The organism is Pseudomonas sp. 9_2_1 (assembly GCF_059295275.1).
Genome location: NZ_CM181239.1, coordinates 1,484,994 through 1,502,344 on the forward strand (window position 1 = coordinate 1,484,994; position 17,351 = coordinate 1,502,344).

At 63.1% G+C, this 17,351-nt stretch carries 18 protein-coding genes; 12 read left to right on the forward strand and 6 right to left on the reverse strand.

The annotated features are described in order from the left end of the window. The first annotated feature begins 21 nt into the window (after positions 1–21). From AC5O5I_RS06660 to AC5O5I_RS06680, 5 genes are all read left to right on the forward strand, one after another. Positions 22–822 carry a helix-turn-helix domain-containing protein gene (locus AC5O5I_RS06660; RefSeq protein ID WP_172226656.1) on the forward strand — a complete coding sequence of 267 codons (801 nt, stop codon included), beginning with the start codon at positions 22–24 and terminating at the stop codon, positions 820–822. Positions 823–979: 157 nt separating this feature from the next. Further along, positions 980–1,258 carry a BrnT family toxin gene (locus tag AC5O5I_RS06665; RefSeq protein ID WP_172226659.1) on the forward strand — a complete coding sequence of 93 codons (279 nt, stop codon included), beginning with the start codon at positions 980–982 and terminating at the stop codon, positions 1,256–1,258. After that, a complete protein-coding gene (locus AC5O5I_RS06670) occupies positions 1,236–1,490 on the forward strand; it encodes a BrnA antitoxin family protein (RefSeq protein WP_494512241.1) in 255 nt (84 codons plus the stop codon). The genes AC5O5I_RS06665 and AC5O5I_RS06670 overlap by 23 nt, the downstream gene beginning before the upstream one ends. A gap of 156 nt (positions 1,491–1,646) precedes the next feature. After that, positions 1,647–2,042: a transcriptional regulator gene (locus AC5O5I_RS06675; RefSeq protein WP_172226666.1), complete on the forward strand. Its 396-nt coding sequence runs from the start codon at positions 1,647–1,649 to the stop codon at positions 2,040–2,042. 107 nt (positions 2,043–2,149) lie between these two features. Beyond that, complete coding sequence (locus AC5O5I_RS06680) at positions 2,150–3,076, forward strand: DMT family transporter (protein WP_172226669.1); 927 nt, start codon at positions 2,150–2,152, stop codon at positions 3,074–3,076. A 46-nt stretch (positions 3,077–3,122) separates the two neighbouring features. Here AC5O5I_RS06680 and AC5O5I_RS06685 read toward each other — a convergent pair whose 3' ends face one another. Then, positions 3,123–4,295 (reverse strand): MFS transporter, encoded by a 1,173-nt coding sequence (locus AC5O5I_RS06685; RefSeq protein WP_172226672.1) that lies wholly within the window; start codon positions 4,293–4,295, stop codon positions 3,123–3,125. Between the two features lie 106 nt (positions 4,296–4,401). On the opposite strand from AC5O5I_RS06685, the gene ptrR reads away from it, so the two are divergent. Both ptrR and AC5O5I_RS06695 read left to right on the forward strand, forming a co-directional pair. Then, on the forward strand, positions 4,402–5,295 hold the full coding sequence (gene ptrR / locus AC5O5I_RS06690; RefSeq protein WP_172226675.1) for a putrescine utilization regulator PtrR: 894 nt from the start codon (positions 4,402–4,404) through the stop codon (positions 5,293–5,295). A gap of 124 nt (positions 5,296–5,419) precedes the next feature. Beyond that, on the forward strand, positions 5,420–5,548 hold the full coding sequence (locus AC5O5I_RS06695; protein ID WP_256676271.1) for a PA1414 family protein: 129 nt from the start codon (positions 5,420–5,422) through the stop codon (positions 5,546–5,548). Positions 5,549–5,632: 84 nt separating this feature from the next. Here AC5O5I_RS06695 and AC5O5I_RS06700 read toward each other — a convergent pair whose 3' ends face one another. Further along, on the reverse strand, positions 5,633–7,012 hold the full coding sequence (locus AC5O5I_RS06700; protein WP_494512242.1) for a sodium:solute symporter family protein: 1,380 nt from the start codon (positions 7,010–7,012) through the stop codon (positions 5,633–5,635). A 132-nt stretch (positions 7,013–7,144) separates the two neighbouring features. Further along, the gene (gene speB / locus AC5O5I_RS06705) at positions 7,145–8,095 is read right to left on the reverse strand and encodes an agmatinase (RefSeq protein ID WP_003254586.1); all 951 of its coding nucleotides are present in this window, start codon (positions 8,093–8,095) and stop codon (positions 7,145–7,147) included. 225 nt (positions 8,096–8,320) lie between these two features. On the opposite strand from speB, the gene AC5O5I_RS06710 reads away from it, so the two are divergent. The 3 genes from AC5O5I_RS06710 to AC5O5I_RS06720 all read left to right on the forward strand — a co-directional run bounded on the left by AC5O5I_RS06710 (position 8,321) and on the right by AC5O5I_RS06720 (position 11,692). Continuing rightward, positions 8,321–9,214: a LysR family transcriptional regulator gene (locus tag AC5O5I_RS06710; RefSeq protein WP_172226690.1), complete on the forward strand. Its 894-nt coding sequence runs from the start codon at positions 8,321–8,323 to the stop codon at positions 9,212–9,214. Positions 9,215–9,350: 136 nt separating this feature from the next. After that, positions 9,351–10,916, forward strand: a complete 1,566-nt coding sequence (locus AC5O5I_RS06715; protein WP_494512243.1) for a methyl-accepting chemotaxis protein — start codon at positions 9,351–9,353, stop codon at positions 10,914–10,916. Between the two features lie 164 nt (positions 10,917–11,080). Further along, the gene (locus AC5O5I_RS06720; protein WP_172285761.1) at positions 11,081–11,692 is read left to right on the forward strand and encodes a tRNA-uridine aminocarboxypropyltransferase; all 612 of its coding nucleotides are present in this window, start codon (positions 11,081–11,083) and stop codon (positions 11,690–11,692) included. A 40-nt stretch (positions 11,693–11,732) separates the two neighbouring features. On the opposite strand, the gene AC5O5I_RS06725 is transcribed toward AC5O5I_RS06720, so the two are convergent. From AC5O5I_RS06725 to AC5O5I_RS06735, 3 genes are all read right to left on the reverse strand, one after another. Continuing rightward, positions 11,733–13,091: a TolC family outer membrane protein gene (locus tag AC5O5I_RS06725; protein ID WP_172226684.1), complete on the reverse strand. Its 1,359-nt coding sequence runs from the start codon at positions 13,089–13,091 to the stop codon at positions 11,733–11,735. Between the two features lie 310 nt (positions 13,092–13,401). Then, the gene (locus tag AC5O5I_RS06730) at positions 13,402–13,767 is read right to left on the reverse strand and encodes a YbaN family protein (RefSeq protein WP_172285760.1); all 366 of its coding nucleotides are present in this window, start codon (positions 13,765–13,767) and stop codon (positions 13,402–13,404) included. Between the two features lie 7 nt (positions 13,768–13,774). Then, positions 13,775–14,362, reverse strand: coding sequence for a YecA/YgfB family protein (locus AC5O5I_RS06735; RefSeq protein WP_172230447.1), 588 nt, complete (start codon positions 14,360–14,362; stop codon positions 13,775–13,777). A 245-nt stretch (positions 14,363–14,607) separates the two neighbouring features. On the opposite strand from AC5O5I_RS06735, the gene recQ reads away from it, so the two are divergent. Further along, the gene (gene recQ / locus AC5O5I_RS06740) at positions 14,608–16,755 is read left to right on the forward strand and encodes a DNA helicase RecQ (protein ID WP_494512244.1); all 2,148 of its coding nucleotides are present in this window, start codon (positions 14,608–14,610) and stop codon (positions 16,753–16,755) included. Between the two features lie 151 nt (positions 16,756–16,906). After that, on the forward strand, positions 16,907–17,344 hold the full coding sequence (locus AC5O5I_RS06745) for a MarR family transcriptional regulator (RefSeq protein WP_172230453.1): 438 nt from the start codon (positions 16,907–16,909) through the stop codon (positions 17,342–17,344). The last annotated feature ends 7 nt before the right edge of the window (positions 17,345–17,351 follow it).

A 17,351-nucleotide genomic window follows, 5' to 3' on the forward strand; every position in this document is an offset into this window, starting at 1 on the left:
ATCACTGCACAGGCCATCGCAATGAACAGCGACAACGCCAACCGCCTGGGCGCGGTCATTCACGCTATTGGCAGCGACGCATTGGGCCCGGCCCTCGACATGGCGCTCAAGAGCGGGGTCGATTTCGACATGAGCTGCGCCTACCTGTTTCGCTTCAACCAGCCCGCATTGCTGGTTCATGACGGCTACCACAAGCGCGTGGCCGAACGGACGCTCAAGGCTTACCTGCGTGGCGGTTACCTGCTGGACCCGTTCTACGTCGCCTGCACCAACAACCACCCGGCCGGTTTGTGGCGCATGAGCGAGCTGGCCCCGGACAGCTTCTTTGCCTCGGGCTTTTCCATTTCTCACGACATCCATCCCTGCGTCTCCTCGCACCATGGCAGCCTGATCGAGGAGATCGGTTTCATCGTGCCGGTAAGGCCGCGAACCGCCTTGGTCTACTCGCTGATGCGTGGCCTGGACAAGGGCGCCTTCGAGGCCGCAGAAGCGCAACGGCTGGCTGCATTGACGCCGGTGATCGAAGCCATATTCAGCCAGCACCTGCGTCTGGCCCATGCCGATGAGCTGGCCGACCCGCAGGATTCGGACAGCCAGCTGGAGGATGCCTTCGTCGATATTCTCCAGGGCCACCTGACTGAAACCCAACGGCATGTGGCCAAGCTGATTCTGCAGGGCCACAGCAGCCAGTCTATCTCCCGTGTACTGGGGATTTCGGAGGGCACGGTGAAGGTGCACCGCCACAATATCTGGCAGCGGCTGGGCATCGCCGGGAATGCGGAGCTGTTCCGGTTGTTCATCAACTATCTGGTCAAGCAGTAAGCGCAGCCGTGCCAACCGGCTGGTCGGGCTGCTTACGCTCCAGGCTGTAGTCCTTTTCCCAAAGCCTCCTGAAGCTATTGAATGGCGAGCGGTCGCCCTCTAGCCTTGAGCTGAATCAGGAGGTATCGTATGTACAGATGTAAATACGGAGCGGCCCATGTTCTTTGAGTGGGACGATGCCAAGAACCATATCAACATCCGCAAGCATGGAATCGACTTCAGCGATGTTCCGGAGATGTTCAATCACCCGATGCTGATACGCCGCGATGACAATCCCGGCCTTGGCGAGGAACGCTGGGTCTGCCTGGGCTGGCTGAAGTGCTTGATAGGCGTAGTCGTGTATACGGAGAGGCGTGGTGATGTCATTCGAATCATTTCTGCGCGTAAAGCCACCAGGTGGGAGGCCACTCACTATGACCAAAACATCGAAAACTGACTGGAGCCGCTTGGCTCGGCAGGACGACCAGGCTATTGATACCTCGGATATCCCTGAGCTGAATGACGATTTTTTTCGGGAGGCCGAGCTGCGAGTTCCAGCCAAGCAGACGGTGACCATTCGCCTGGATACTGATGTCCTCGCCTGGTTCAAAGAGCAGGGGGGCGGCTACCAGACCCGGATCAATCAGTTGCTGCGCCAGTATATGCAAGCCCAGCAGAAGCTACGCTGAGTTTTGCTGCCAGCGCCAAACCGGCTGGTATCGTCGGCCTCAAGTGCGTGAGTCATGGCAGCGGGACAGATACGTAGTCGCGCTTTTTTGGAACACCGCTTCTACTGGTGGGTCCCACCCTGTGTACCCCTTCCGTCCACTGCAGGAGCACGAGCCATGAGCATCGCCTACGACTGGGACCTGATCGAACGCTTGCTGCACGAGGTGCAGAACGGCGCCGGTCACAGCTTCACGCCACGCCCCTATGCCGAACAGCACGCTGCGGCGCTGGCCGCCAAGGGCGAGCCGGTGGGTGATCTGGACCACCTGAAAACCCGCGCCTGCGAGTATGAAAAATTGCTGTTCAAGCGCGGCTTCATCGCAAGCCGGCCTGAAGAAGACGGTGGCAATGGCGAGAATTTCGTGCTGACCGAGCGCGGTTCGCGTTTGATGAGCCTGATCGACAGCAGCATCCCCGGCTTCGAGCACCCGCGCCAGGTGCTGGACGAGCAGGCAGATGCGCTGGATGAAAGTACCTTCGAGCACGTGTCGGCAAAAGCGCAGATTGCTTGAGGTCGTTTTGAGGCTGGCAAGGCTGGCCCGGGAAACCCGATAATCGGTAGTTCCTGAATGCTGCCGAGCCTTTTGCCCATGCCCACCATCAGCTCGAAGGCCCGCTCATGAGCGCGGTCCGCAAGAACCCTGACGCCTTCGCCTTTCAGGTGATGCTCGGACTGTGCCTGATCTGGGGCTGCCAGCAGGTACTGATCAAGACCGCCGCCGTGGACATCGCCCCGGTGATGCAGGCGGCATTGCGTAATGGCATTGCCGCCGTGCTGGTCGGCCTGCTGGTGTGCTGGCGAGGTGGTTGGGGGCAGGTCGGCAGCACCTGGCGTGCAGGGTTGCTGGCGGGCGGGCTGTTCGGCGTAGAGTTTCTGTTCATCGCCGAGGGCCTGAAGCTGACCTCGGCGGCGCACATGTCGGTGTTCCTCTATACCGCCCCGGTGTTCACCGCATTGGGCCTGCATTTCCGGCTGCCTAGCGAACGTCTGCGGCTGCTGCAGTGGTTGGGAATCTTGTTGGCGTTCGGTGGCATTGCCATGGCGTTTGCCGGTGGCATGTCGTTCGAGGACATGGATGGCCGCACCTTGCTGGGTGATGCCTTTGGCGTGATCGCCGGCCTGGCCTGGGGCGCCACCACGGTAGTGGTGCGCTGCTCACGCTTGTCTGAAGCACCGGCGACCCTGACCCTGTTCTATCAGCTGGGGGTCGGTTTTGTCGGGCTGCTGCTGATTGCACTGCTCAGCGGGCAGATCGGTGAGGTGTCGCTGACACCGCTGGCGATGGGTAGCGTGCTGTTCCAGGGCATCGTGGTGTCGTTCGTCAGCTACCTGACCTGGTTCTGGTTGCTGCGCAAGTACCTGGCGTCCAACCTGGCGGTGTTTTCCTTCATCACCCCGCTGTTCGGGGTGACCTTTGGCGTGTTGCTGCTGGATGAGCCGCTCAGCGCCAACTTTGTAATCGGGGCGCTGATGGTGTTGCTGGGCGTGGTCCTGGTAAGTGCCGAGCCCTGGGTGAAGCGGCATTTGCGGCGGTTCGTGGGGTGATGCATCGCCTGTACCGCCGCGAAGAGGTCGGTACAGGCAACCCGATTCAGGATGCAACCTTGCTGGGGCAGGCGCATGCGGCCTTGCTGCTGCCGGCCAATTGCACCAGCCCCCCGGCCACCGCCAGGCCACCTGCCGCTATCATCAGCGCCGGCTGCAGCCCACCGCTGTAATGGCTGCTGACCGCTGCCAGCAACGGCCCGCTCAACTGCCCCAGGGCAAAGCACGCCGTGAGCAAACCGGCATTGCGCTGTGTTGCATGCGGCGCCAGTTCCCGCGAACGCTGCATCACCAGCTGCATGCACGCCAGGAACGGGCCGCCACACAGCACCACACCCAACGCCAGCCCGACACCCCCGCCCACCAGGCAGGCCAGCACACCCAACCCTTGCAGCCACAGGGTGGCGGTCAGCCAGGTCGAGGTAGGACCGCTGCGGCGCAAGCTCACCAGCAGCACACCCAGCGCCGCTGCCAGGCCAAATGCCGGCCAGAACAGATCAGCCAGCCACTGCCCGCGCAACTGCTGGTTGGCCATCTGCGAAAGGAACGTGGCCGGCAGGATGTAGCCCACCCCGTACAGCGCATACACCAGCCCCAACCGGCCGATACCGACACTGCGGGTCGGGCCCTGATGCGCAGGCGTCAGCACAGGCGCCGCTTGCAGCGCCCGGGGCAGCCAAGGCCGGACTGCCAGCAGCATCACCAGCGCCGCCACGGCATAGATCAGCCACAGCGCCGCCGAGCCCAGCCCCAGCAGGTGCGCAACCAGCGCCAGCAGCCCGGTCAAGGCAATGCCCAGGCCGGGTCCGGCGAAGACCAGGGCGCCCAGGCGCTGGCGGTTATTGGCATTGGCCACCTGCTGGCTGAGGCTGGTGATCATCACCAACACCCAGGCACTCGCCACGCCGGTGCCAAAGCGCAGCAACAGGTGGCTCCAGAACCCGTCTGCCGCCCATGAAGCCAGCGTCAGCACCACGCACAGCCACAGCCCGCCATGCAGGCGCAGGCGCACCTGGCCGGGCGAGCGGGCGAACATGGCGTCTACCGCCCCCACGAAGTAGCCCAGGTAGTTGGCGGCCGCCACCAGCCCCGCGACCGTCAGGTCGAACTGGCCTTCGGCGATCAGTTGCGGCAATTGCGGGGTAAGGGCAAAACGGCCGATACCCATGGCCATCATCAGCGCAACGGCGCTGGCCAGCAGTTGAGTGAGGGGTGACATGACGAGTCTCCTGCGCGGATGTAAGCGATGGTTGGCAGGTTAGGGCTGTTTCTTTTTCAATAAAATTGAATAATGATGAGTAAGTTGTTCTGTTTTGGAGAATGCCGTGGAATTCAGCCAGCTGCGTATCTTCCAGGCCGTGGCCGAAGAGGGTTCTGTTACCCGTGCCGCCGAGCGCTTGCATCGTGTGCCGTCAAACCTGTCGACGCGGTTGCGCCAACTCGAGGAGCAGTTGGGCGTCGAGCTGTTCCTGCGCGAACGCCAGCGCCTGCAGCTGTCGCCAGCCGGCAAGGTGTTGCTGGACTATGCCAACCGTCTGTCGGCGTTGCGCGACGAGACGCTGGCTGCCGTGCGGGGTGGCCAGCCGGCCGGCGATTTTGTGCTGGGTACCATGTACAGCACGGCCGCGACCCATTTGCCGGGGTTGCTGGCGCGTTACCACCAGGCCTACCCGGCGGTAAACCTGCAGGTGCGTGCAGCGCCCAGTGGCGAGTTGCTGGAAGGCTTGCTCAACCATACCCTGGACGCTGCCCTGATCGACGGCCCGCCCAGCCTGGCCGGGCTGGATGGCGTGCCGCTGTGCGATGAACAACTGGTACTGATCACCAGCCCCGAGCACCCGGCCGTGCATACCGCCAAGGATGTGGCGGGCAAGGCGGTGTTCACGTTCCGTCAGGGCTGCTCGTACCGCATGCGCCTTGAAGCCTGGTATGCCCATGCCCATACCCCAATGGGCCGGGTGATGGAGATCGAGTCGTACCAGAGCATGCTGGCCTGTGTGATCGCGGGCGCGGGCGTGGCGATGATGGCCCGTTCGATGCTCGACAGCCTGCCTGGGCGTGACCGGGTTAGCGTGTATCCGCTGCAGGCGCCGTTCGATCAGGCCGTCACCTGGCTGATGTGGCGGCAGGGCATGCGTGGGGCAAATTTGCAGGCGTGGATCCACCTGCAACAAAGCGAAACGATTAACCAGTCGTCGGAATGCACCGTTACGCCTTGATCCACGTCAAAATGGCCCGTATCTGTAATATCAGAGGCATGCGTTCTACAGGACATCAGGCTATGATCTGTATGAAACATCGCAGGATTGATTTACCGTGAGGCTGACCCGTCAAGGGGGCAATATGAATAGACCACTGTCAAACTGGCTCCACGATCTGGCGGTCGCCCTGGGGCTGATTCCACCACCCTTGCAGCCGGTGCCGATCCCGACTGATGAAGAGCAGCGCAAGCGCCAACCGCGTCGTCGCTGATACAAGCAAAGGCCGTTGCACCTGGGTGGGTGCAACGGCCTTTCTGTTTCTGTCAGTCGTGTGATGCCTGCCGGGCGGGTTTTGTCAGGCCAGCTTTACCGCCGCCACTGGTTTGCGCGAAGCCAGGCTCACCACCACAAAGCTCACCAGGCCGATCGCCAGGCTGTAGTAGATCGGCGTATTGGCCTCCAGCCCGTCCTTGAACATGAACAGCAGCGCGGTGGCAAAGCCCAGCGACATGCTGGCGATGGCGCCCGCTGTGGTCGCACGTTTCCAGAAGATGGCCCCGATCAGCGGGATCAGCATGCCGCCGACCAGCAGGTTGTAGGCCAAGGTCAGGGCGTTGATCACATCGTTCACCATCAGCGCGATACCCAGCACCACCAGCCCGGTGAGCAGGGTGAACAGGCGGCTCATGCCCAGGCTCGACTGCTTGCCACCGCGCAGCTTGGGCAGCAAGTCTTCGGTGACTGTGGTGGATGCAGCCAGCAGGCCGGCGCTGGCAGTGGACATCATGGCGGCCAGGGCCGCCGCCATCAGCAGGCCGCGGATACCATCGGGCAGCGTGCTCTTGATCATCTCGGCAAAGGCATTGTTCGGGTTGGCCAGGTCGGGCAGCAGCACGTGCGCGGCCATGCCGATCGCGGCGCAGGCCAGGCCATATACCACGCAGTAGACACCGGCGATGGTACCCGCACGCTGGCAGACCTTCTCGTCTCGGGCGGTGAACACCCGCTGCCAGATGTCCTGGCCGATGAGGATGCCGAAGAAGTAGATCAGGAAGTAGGTGATGATGGTGTCCCAGCCAATGCTGGTCAGCTGGAAGCTGGCCGCCGGCAGCTTGGCCACGAGTGTGTCCCAGCCCCCGGCCTTGTACAGGCACACCGGCAGCAGGATGAACATCAGGCCGACGGTCTTGATCACGAACTGGACGATGTCGGTCAGGGTCAGCGACCACATGCCGCCAATGGTCGAATACAGCACCACCACACCGCCACCGAGCAGCAGCGACGCCCAGAACGGCAGGTCCAGCAGCACCTGCAGCACGGTGGCCATGGCCAGGGTCGAGGTCACGCCGATCATCAGGGCATAAGCCAGCATGATCACCGCACTGGCCTGGCGAGCGGTCGGGTTGTAGCGCTGCTCCAGCACCTGGGTCACGGTGAAGATGCGCAGGCGCAGCAGCGGTTTGGCGAGGAACAGGTTGATGGCGATGATGCCCAGGCCCAGCGCTGCGCACAGCCAGAACCCGGAGATGCCATGGACATAGCCCAGGCGCACGGTGCCGACGGTGGACGCGCCACCCAGCACGGTGGTGGCCATGGTACCCATGTACAGGACCGGGCCGAGGTTGCGCCCGGCCACCAGATAGTCTTCATGGGTTTTCGCACGCCGCATGCCATACCAGCCAAGCCCGAGCATGCCGGCGGTGTAGATCATTACAACAATGATGTCCAAGGCCATTGGGGGTCTCCCGATTATCTTTATTATGGCGAGATCGACCACACGGGCGTTTGCACGGCGCCCGGCGGTCTGGTTTTGTGTTGGCGGGCCTCAGTGGCCCTCCCATATGGCTCCTGCCGGGGTCAAGCGGGACTAGCGACGCACCACGCCTGGCAGCACGCAGAGCATTTCGAACAGCAAGTTGGCACCGAGCAGCGAGGTGTTGCCGGTGGTGTCGTAAGGCGGGGAGACTTCGACAAGGTCACAGCCGATCAGGTCCAGGCCGTGGCAGCCGCGAATGATCTCCATCGCCTGGATGGTGGTCAAGCCGCCGATTTCCGGCGTGCCGGTGCCAGGCGCCCAGGCCGGGTCGATGCCGTCGATGTCGAACGACAGGTATACCGGGCCACCGCCGACTTTTTCCCGCACTTCGGCCATCAATGGCTCCAGCGACTTGTGCCAGCATTCTTCGGCCTGGACCACGCGAAAGCCCTGGCGGCGGCTCCAGTTGAAGTCGTCGGCGGTGTAGCCCTGGGCGCGCAGGCCGATCTGCACCACGCGGTCGCAATCGAGCAGGCCTTCTTCGACGGCGCGGCGGAAGGTGGTGCCGTGGGCGATTTTTTCGCCGAACATGTGGTCGTTGACGTCGGCGTGGGCGTCGATGTGCACCAGGCCGATCTTGCCGTGCTTCTTGTGCAGGGCACGCAGGATCGGCAGGGTGATGGTGTGGTCGCCGCCCAGGGTCATCGGGATCACATTGTGCTCGACGATCTCGTCGTACGCTTCTTCGATGATGCGCACGGCGTCCAGCAGGTTGAAGGTGTTGATCGCCACATCACCGATGTCGGCGACCGACAGCGAGTCGAACGGCGCGGCACCGGTGGCCATGTTGTACGGGCGGATCATCACCGATTCGGCGCGGATCTGGCGCGGGCCGAAGCGGGTGCCGGAGCGCAGCGAGGTACCGATATCCAGCGGGACGCCGATGAAGGCAGCGTCCAGGCCCTCGGCGCTTTGCAGGTGGGGAAGGCGAAGCATGGTGGCGATGCCGCCGAAACGCGGCATTTCGTTGCCGCCCAGTGGTTGGTGGAGAGTCTTGTCCACAGTGGGCCTCATCAGTCGGTCGATTGTTGTGTTTGTTCGAACCTGTGCCGCCGCGCGCCTTTCAAGTGTGATCGTGCCGGCGGGCAGGGACATTTCGGCCGAGTTTGCGCAAGGTAGTGCGCGGGAAGAATCGCTACCGGCAAATACTTAGTTCAGGAATTTCTAAACTAATCGTTGGCTGAGCGGTTAGACTGCGCGCAAATGACACTGCGGAACCGCTACACCATGGCCTCGACCCTGCCTGACCTGAAACTGCTGCGCATCTTCATCAGCGTGGTGCGCCATCAGGGCTTTGCCAACGCCCAGCGCGATCTCAACCTGTCGACCTCGGCCATCAGCACCTACATGAGCCAGCTCGAAGGCGCCCTGGGGATCGTGCTGTGCCACCGCGGGCGTGGCGGTTTCAGCCTGACCAGCAAAGGCGAGCTATTCCATCAGGAAACCCTGCGCCTGCTCGCCGAGCTGGACGGGTTCGAGCAGTACGCCGCAGCACTCAAGGGCGAATTGCGTGGCACCCTCAACCTGGGGGTGATCGACTCCACCGTTGGCGACAGTGCCTTGCCGCTGGCTGAAGCCATCGGTGCCTACAGTCAGGAGCACCCGGCGGTGCACCTGCACCTGTCGGTGTCCAGCCCCTACGAGTTGCAGCTGGGCGTACAGGACAACCGCCTGGACCTGGCCATTGGCGCGTTTTCCTCGCGCATGAGCGGGCTGCTGTATCAACCGCTGTACCGCGAGCAGCACTGGCTGTACTGCAGTAGCCGACACACGCTGTTTGCCGAGCGGCGCATCCCCGAGCAGGTGGTGACCCAGCAGCGGATGGTCGGGCGCGGCTACTGGAGCCAGGCCGAGCTGGCCCGGCACGGCTTCAAGCACAGCGCGGCAACGGTAGAGAGCATGGAGGCGCAGTTGATCCTGATCCTCTCCGGCGCCTATATCGGCTACCTGCCCGAGCACTACGCCCAGGCCTGGGTCGACAAGGGCGACTTGCGCGTGCTGTCGCCATCCACTTTCGGCTATCAGGCACCGTTCTCGCTGATCATTCGCCGGGGACGCAGCCGCGAACCGCTGATCCAGACCTTCCGCGACCTGCTGAAAAGCCAGCTGAATGTGGGCTGAGCGGCGACGCCTGCGTGCATTCCGTCGGGCGGTGTTAAATTCTGGCAAAAGCCGACCGCTAACCTGATAGCGCTCTGCTAAACATCAACGTGCGCTGATGATTTCCCCTTATTTCATCCTGCAAGGATCGCCGAAGATGCGCATGAATCTGCCCGTCACCGAGCATGAAAGAACCTTCTCCAGCGACCAACGCCTGATCTCCACCACGGACCTCAACAGCCGCATCACCTACTGCAACGATGCCTTCGTGGCGATCAGCGGGTTCACCTACGAGGAGCTGGTCGGCCAACCGCACAACCTGGTGCGCCACCCGGACATGCCAGCGGCGGTGTTCGGCCATATGTGGGAGACCATCAAGCAGGGCAAGCCGTGGATGGGGGTGGTCAAGAACCGGGCAAAGAACGGTGATTACTACTGGGTCAGCGCCTATGTCACGGCGATTTACGAGCAGGGCCGCATCAGTGGCTACGAGTCGGTGCGCTCCGTACCCACACGCGAACAGATCCACCGCGCCGAAGCCTTGTATGCGCGTCTGCGCGACGGTCGCCCAGCGGTGTCGTGGGCGGCTCGCCTGGGGCATGGCCTGACCCACGGCTGGCCATTGATCGGTGCCGGGCTGCTGTCGGCGGCAGGCTACCTGTGGTTGCCGGCCTACGCGGCGCTCGGCGTGCTCATGGCCAGCTTGCTGCTGGCCTGGTACCTGGTCGAGCATCGGCAAAACCAGGCCATTCGCCGCACGTTGGCCGAGCACCCCAAGGCGTTCACCAGCCCGCTGGTGGCGCTTACCTACAGTGACAACCCGGGCCTGCAAGGCCAGCTCGACCTGGCCATCATCAGCGAAGAAGCCCGCCTGCAAACGGCGCTGACACGTCTGGTGGACGCCGGCGTCGGGGTGAAGTCGCGGGCGACGCAATCGTCCGAGCTGTCGGATGCCCAGGCGCAGATGCTCGACCGCCAGCGCAGCGAGACCGACCAGTCCGCCACGGCCATTGCGCAGATGGCGGCGACCATCCAGCAGGTCACCCACAACGTGCAGAGTACGGCGCATGCTGCCGGTGATGCCGACCAGCTGGCGCAGCAGGGCAGCGAACTGGCGTTGAAGAGCCTGCAAGCGATGGGCAGCATGAGCGATGCGGTCAGTGACATCGGCCAGGCGGTGAATGCCCTGGCCGAACAGACTCAGTCGATTGGCAGCGTGGTCGATGTGATCACCTCGATTGCCGAACAGACCAACCTGCTGGCGCTCAACGCCGCCATTGAAGCCGCGCGGGCCGGTGAACAAGGGCGTGGGTTTGCCGTGGTGGCTGACGAGGTGCGTTCGCTGGCCCAGCGCACCCGCGCCTCGACCCAGGAAATCCACCAGATCATCGCTTCATTACGCGCTGGCGCAGAGCGGGCGGTGAGTACTGCCAACCGCGGCGAGCAGATCTCGCGGGACAGTGTGCACAGCGTCGAGGCGGTGCAGGGGGCATTGAGCGGGATTGCCCAGGCGGTCAGCCGCATCACCGGCATGAGCCAGCAGATGGCGACGGCGTCGGAGCAACAGACCCATGTGGCGGAGGACATAAACCAGCAGATCGTGCGCATCGCCCAGCTGTGTGACCAGAGTGCGGGGCAGGCCAGGCAGGGGGCTGAAATCAGCCAGGACCTGGAGCGCATGGCGGAGTACCTGCATAGCCTGGCGGAGCGGTTCAACCGTTGAAATAGCGGCGGGGCTGCTCTGCAGCCCTTTCACCGGCAAGCCGGCCCCCACCGGGACCGCGGCTTGAAGGCTGCGGGGTCCCTGTGGGAGCTGGCTTGCCGGCGAAAGGCCCGCAAAGCGGGCCCCGGTTCTGTGGCAAACTGTTCCCGTAAAAGGAGAACCCGATGCCCAGACCCCGCTGCGGGCGCTGTCAGCGCCCGCTCGACCACTGCCTCTGCCCGCTGATCCCCGCGCTCGACAGCCGCACCCGCGTCATCCTGCTGCAGCATCCCAGTGAAACCGCCCATGCACTGAACACTGCGCGCCTGGCTGCCCTTGGCCTGAACAATGCCGAGCTGCGGATCGGGGAAGTGTTCGATGACCTGGGTGAATTGCTGGCAACACCGGGTTACCGACCGGCCCTGCTGTTTCCGGGTGATGATGCTCAGGTGCTGAGGGGCTATGGCAAGGAAGATAACGAGCCGTTGCTGCTTATCGTGCCAGACGGCACCTGGCGCAAGGCGCGCAAGCTGCTGTACCTGAACCCGATACTGGAGGCCTTGCCACGGGTGACGCTGGGCGACGTGGCCCCTTCACGCTATCGCCTGCGCAAGGCGCCGGAAGCGGGCGCGCTGTCGACTATCGAGGCGGTGGCAGGAGCACTGAATACGCTGGAGCAACCGGCCTGCTTTGATGCACTGCTGGCACCGTTCGAGGCGTTGATCGAAGGGCAGATCAGGGCCATGGGTGTTGAGACATTCCAGCGCAACCATAACACCGAGCATGGCACCGAGTGAGGGCAGGGGGCCGCAAAGTGGCCCCGCGATCTAAATCCGATCAGCGCATCTCAGGCAGACGCGCCTCGGTGCGTACCTCGGAGGTAGCCAGCGCCTCTGGCGGCAGCGAGATGCGCTGCTTGCTCAGCAGCTCGCCCATGGTCGCCAGTACGCGGTAGCGCGAAAACTCTTCGGTATAACGCACTTCGGTGTAGCGCCGGTCGGCGTTGTACAGCTCGTTCTCACTGTCCAGCACGTCCAGCAGGGTACGCTGGCCCAGGCCGAACTGGTCCTGGTAGGCGGCACGCACGCGCTTGGTGGTCTCGGCGTATTCACGCGCGGTCGGCAACTGCTTGGTGGCGTTATTCATGGCGTTCCACGCCAGGCTCAGGTTCTCGGTCAGCTCGCGCAGGGCGTTGTTGCGGATGTCCAGGGCCTGGTTGATCTTGTGCGCGTCGGACTGTAGGCGCGCCTTGTCGCTGCCGCCACGGAACAGGTTGTAGTTCATCTCTACGCCGGCTTGCCAGTCGTTGTTGTTGTGGCCTTTCTCGCCGCCAGTGTTGTTATTGGCACCGGTGGCCAGAATGGCGTCGAAGCGTGGGTAGAAGGTCGACTTGGCGACTTCGTACTGCTGCTCGGCGGCATTCACGTCAGCCTGGGCAGACTTGATGTAGGGGTTGTTCTGGCGCATGCCCTCGCGGGCTTCTTCGAGGTTGCCAGGCATTTGCACCTTGATCGACACCGGGTCTTCCAGTTCGTCAGGCATGCGGCCGACCACGCTGAAGAAGTTGGCCTCGGCGTCGGCCAGGTCTACTTCTGCGGTGTCCAGGTTGTTTTCCGCCAGAGCGCGACGTGCGCGGGACTGGTCGAGGTCGGCGGTGCTGCCGACGCCACGCTCGTTGCGCAGGCCGATCTGGTCGTTGACGCGCAGGTGGGCTTGCAGGTTGTTGCGGGCCAGGGTTACCAGCTCGCGGCGCTTGAGCACTTCGAGGTAGACCTCGGTGGCACGCAGTGCGACGTCCTGGGCCACTGCCTGGGTGTAATAAGCGCGGGATGTGGACACCGCCTCGGTGCGACCGACTTCGCTCGAGGTATTGAAACCATCGAAAATCATCTGCCGCAGGCGCAGCTCGGACTGCGTGTAGCTGAGGGTCTCTTTGTTATGGTTGCCCTGGGCGCGGGTGGTGGCGTTGTCGGAACGCTGGCGACCATAGCCCGCGACCAGGTCCACGGAAGGGTAGTAGCCACCACGCGCAAACTTCACATCCTCATCGGCCGACAGCTTGCTGTTGCGGTTGGAGCTGACTTGCGGGTGGTAGTCCACGGCGCTTTGGACGGCCTCGGTGATCGACATCGCCTGTACGTTGGCACTTGCCAGGGCCAACAGTAATGCACTGGTGATGGGGTTCAAAACGCGCATGGTACATCTCCCTGATCTGGAATTTATCCTGCTGCTCGCCAAAAAAATGACGATAAAAAGAATGCGTATAGTGTTGCAGGTTTTTAACAACACAGCTAAGTACATTCAACGCGATAGATAAGAAGATTTACTCATATCAAACTGCCATGTAAGACTTTTATTGTCTATCATCGCTCCGTTCACGGGCTGCAAATGCAACCGTCAAATGCCATGTAAACCAATGGATTCAAAGGTCTGAGGCGGTTCCAGAACTAATTCGGATAAAGAAGAGGGCGTTTAGGCGAAAGTGATATTTGGCGACAAAATATTGTCACTTTCGATTCGGCAGGGTTTTCTGCTTGAGGATATACAGGCTGACCAGCACAGCACTGGTCAACATGAACAGGCGCGCCCAGAACAGCGGCACCAGGTAACACGACAGGCCAATGCTGGCCCACATCAGGCCGATGGCGTAGACCTTGCCCTTGAGGGGGATGCCCTCGCCACTGAGGTAGTCGCGAATCCACGGCCCGAGCTTGGGGTGGTGGACCAGCCAGTGGTGAAAGCGCGGCGAGCTGCGGGCAAAACAGGCCGCCGCCAACAGCAGGAACGGGGTGGTGGGCAAAACCGGCAGGAATATCCCCAACACCCCCAGCGCGACGCTGAGCCAGCCGATGGCCAGCAGCAGGTAGCGCACAGGTGACTCAGTGGTGGCGTGGCTTGAGCAGTGCAGGCTTTTCGTCAGGGGCGTGCAGCAGCAGGAACAGCGCGGTCAGCGCCTCGGGGATCTGTACGATCATGTCGTCCTGCAGGTTGGCGTTGCTGGCGATGTCAGCGAACTCCGGCTGTTCGTCGAACAGGCCCGAGCCGACCATGATCGGCAGCAGCATTTCGCTGACTTCTTCTTCGTCGCGGTCGAACCAGGCTTCCTCGCGCAGGAACACACCTTCCATGAAGCCGATGCACCAGCCGCGCAGGTCAGAATCGTCCGGCTCATCGGTCAGGTCGAGTTCGCAAGGCAGGTCGAATTCTTCTTCGCTGGCCAGCTGACGAGCGATATGCGCCTTGAGCGCGACCAGGGTAGCTTCGATCTCGGTGCGCTGGGCTTCGCCGGCGTAATGCGGCTCTTCGGCGAACAGGGCATCGATCCATTCGCGCTCGGGCACGTCCTCGGCGTTGATCGACAGGGCGGTGAGGTAGCCGTGTGCGGCGACATAATCCAGCGCTTCTTCGTGCAGCTCGTCGGCGTCGAGGAAGGCTTGAAGGCGGGTCAGTTGCTCGGCGAAGGACATTACAGGGCTACCTTGGGGAATAAACGATAACGAATTCTAGCACCTTGCGGCGGCGCCGGGGCAAAGGAACGTCTATCGCGGTGGTGCCCTGCACGGTGCAGCGCTGCGGTATACTCCGCCATTTTTCACCGTGGGGCAGCTTCTACCAGCTGTCTGGTAAAAACCGCTTACGCATTCGGCGTGTGCGGGACGGTTTTTTCGTCCAGCCTGTATCCCGGATGGTACGGCGATTTGTGGAGTTGCACATGCTCGAACAGGCTCAGCGCGTTCTCAAGGACATCTTCGGCTACGACAGTTTCCGCGGGCGCCAGGCAGCGATCATCGAATGCGTGGCCAATGGCGGCGATGCCCTGGTGCTGATGCCCACCGGCGGCGGCAAGTCGCTGTGTTTCCAGGTACCGGGGCTGCTGCGCCCGGGCCTGACGGTGGTGGTCTCGCCACTGATCGCGCTGATGGACGACCAGGTGGCCACCCTCGACGAACTGGGGGTGGCGGCGGCTGCGCTCAACTCCACGCTCACCGCCGAGCAGCAGCGCGAACTGGCCGGGCGCCTGCGCCGTGGCGAGGTGAAGATGCTGTACCTGGCACCGGAGCGCCTGGTGCAGCCGCGCATGCTCGACTTCCTGCGCGAGCTGGACATCTCGCTGTTCGCCATCGACGAAGCCCACTGCGTGTCGCAATGGGGCCACGATTTCCGTCCCGAGTACCTGCAGCTGGGCCAGTTGGCCGAGCTGTTCCCGCATGTACCGCGCATTGCACTGACCGCCACCGCCGACATGCGCACCCGCGAAGAAATCGTCCAGCGCCTGCACCTGCAAGGCGCCGAGCGGTTCCTGTCGAGCTTCGACCGGCCCAACATCTTCTACCGTATCGTGCCCAAGGAGGCGCCGCGCAAACAGCTGATGGCCTTCCTTGGCGAGCGCCGCGGCAATGCCGGCATTGTCTACTGCCTGTCACGCAAGAAGGTCGACGAAACTGCCGCGTTCCTCTGCGACCAGGGCTTCCCCGCGCTGCCGTATCACGCCGGCCTGGCTGCCGAAACGCGCTCGTCCAACCAGCACCGCTTCCTCAATGAGGAAGGCCTGATCATGGTCGCCACCATTGCCTTCGGCATGGGCATCGACAAGCCCAACGTGCGCTTCGTCGCCCACCTCGACCTGCCCAAGTCGCTCGAGGCCTATTACCAGGAAACCGGCCGTGCCGGCCGTGACGGCCTGCCTTCCGATGCCTGGATGGCCTACGGCCTGCAGGACATGGTGATGCTCAAGCAGATGCTGCAGAATTCCGAAGGTGACGAGCGCCACAAGCGCATCGAGCAGCACAAGCTCGACGCCATGCTGGCCCTGTGCGAAGAAACCCGTTGCCGTCGCCAGTCGCTGCTGGCCTATTTCGACGAAACCCTCGAGCAGCCTTGTGGGCACTGCGACAACTGCATCGACAACGTGCAGACCTGGGATGCCACCGAGCCGGCCCGCCAGGCATTGTCGGCGGTGTTCCGCACCGGCCAGCGTTATGGCGTCGGCCACCTGGTCGATGTGCTGCTGGGCAAGGACACCGACAAAGTACGCAATTTCGGCCACGAGAAGCTGTCGGTATTCGGCGTTGGCAAGGGCATGGCCGAGGTCGAGTGGCGTTCGCTGTTCCGCCAGCTGGTGGCGCGCGGCCTGGTCGACATCGACCTCGAGGGTTACGGTGGCCTGCGCCTGTCCGACAGCTGCCGGCCACTGCTGCGCGGCGAGGTGACCTTGCAGTTGCGCCGCGACCTCAAGCCGCAGACCACCGCCAAGACCTCGTCGTCCAGCGGCGGCAGCCCGGCCAGCCAGCTGGTGCGGGCCGAAGAGCGCGAGCTGTGGGAAGCGTTGCGCACCCTGCGGCGCAAGCTGGCGGAAGAACACAGCGTACCGCCCTACGTCATCTTCCCCGACTCGACGCTACTGGAGATGCTGCGCAGCCAGCCGGTCAGCCTCAGCGACATGGCTCAGGTCAGCGGTGTGGGTGCGCGCAAGCTGGAGCGCTATGGCCAGGCGTTTCTCGAAGTGCTCAACAGCAGTGGCGGTACCGACGAGGCGCCGAAAGTGGTGCTCGACCTGCGCCACGAGCTGGTCAGCCTGGCCCGCGCCGGCATGACCCCGGCGCAGATCGCCGGGCAGCTCAACTGCAGTGAGAAAAACGTGTACAGCCTGCTGGCCGAAGCGCTGGGCCGTCAGGAGCTGAGCCTGGACCAGGCCCTGGACCTGCCGGAAGACCTGCTGGCGGAAGTGCAGGATGCCTTCCTCGATGGCGAAGGCGAGCTGCCGCCGGTGTCGGCCATTGCCCCGCTGTTCGGTGCGCGGGTGCCGGAGGGCGTGCTGTATTGCGTGCGCGCGGCGCTGGCGGCCGAGTTCGAGATGTAGCCGGTGGCAAGTTCGAGGGCAGAACCGCCATCTGCTGACCTTTGTCATGCTTTTTGACGATTATCGGGCAAACAACCGGCCCCGAGCCTTGCCTCGTGCGGCGGGGCATGGTTAGCTGCCTAATAATTAGATCCATTCGATGAGTTGCTATATGCCCCTGACCGACAACCAACACCGCTTTGGCATGCAGCTGGCCCAGATGTCTCGGGGTTGGCGCGCCGAGCTGGACCGCCGCCTGGCTGGGCTGAACCTGTCCCAGGCGCGCTGGCTGGTGTTGCTGCACCTGGCCCGTTTCGAAGAAGCGCCAACCCAGCGTGAACTGGCCCAGAGCGTTGGCGTCGAAGGCCCGACCCTGGCGCGCCTGCTCGACAGCCTGGAGGCACAGGGGCTGGTGCGTCGGCAGGCGGTGCTGGAAGATCGGCGGGCGAAGAAGATCCACCTGTGCCCACCGGCCAAGCCGCTGATCGAGCAGATCGAAACCATTGCCAATGAGCTGCGGCTGGAGCTGTTTACCGGCGTGGAAGAAGCCGACCTGCAGGTGTGCATGCGGGTGCATGCCAAGATCCTGGCCAACCTGGAGAAATCCTGAGGGCCAT